Source organism: Streptomyces sp. 4F14 (assembly GCF_048159485.1).
Classification (GTDB): Bacteria; Actinomycetota; Actinomycetes; order Streptomycetales; family Streptomycetaceae; genus Streptomyces.
In genome coordinates this window covers 1-387 of record NZ_JBLRVY010000210.1, presented here as the reverse complement: position 1 = coordinate 387, position 387 = coordinate 1, and the positions used below count along the sequence as shown (strand labels likewise).

The 387-nt window shown below is 75.5% G+C and carries 1 protein-coding gene; it reads right to left on the bottom strand.

Annotated elements, in window-relative coordinates:
- Nucleotides 1-13 precede the first annotated feature (13 nt).
- On the bottom strand, nt 14-387 hold a 374-nt coding region (locus ACLZOT_RS50360), incomplete at its 5' end, for a substrate-binding domain-containing protein (protein ID WP_416976039.1).

Below are 387 nucleotides of genomic sequence, written 5' to 3'. Positions count from 1 at the left end.
GTGACGGAGGGTGTCACTCCTTCCGGTCCCGGTCCCCGCCCCGGTCCCGTACCGACGAGGCACGGGCGATAACAGCCGGCTCCGGGGACACGGCCACCGTCGGGGTGGTGGTGTCCCCGCGAAGCCTCCGCAGCAGCAGCTCCACGGCGGCCGACGCCGCCTGCTCCAGGTGCAGGTCCACCGCCGTCAGGGGCGGTTCGCAGGTGCGGGCGCGCAGGCCGTCGTAGCGGGTGGCCACCATGACGTCGTCCGGAACGGACCGCCCGCTGTCCCGGACGGCCCGGACCGCGCCCACGGCGAAGGCGTCGACCATCGCGCACACCGCGTCGGTGCCGGGGTGTTCGGCGAGGAGCGTGGCGCAGGCCTCGTAGCCCGCCTGCTCGCCAC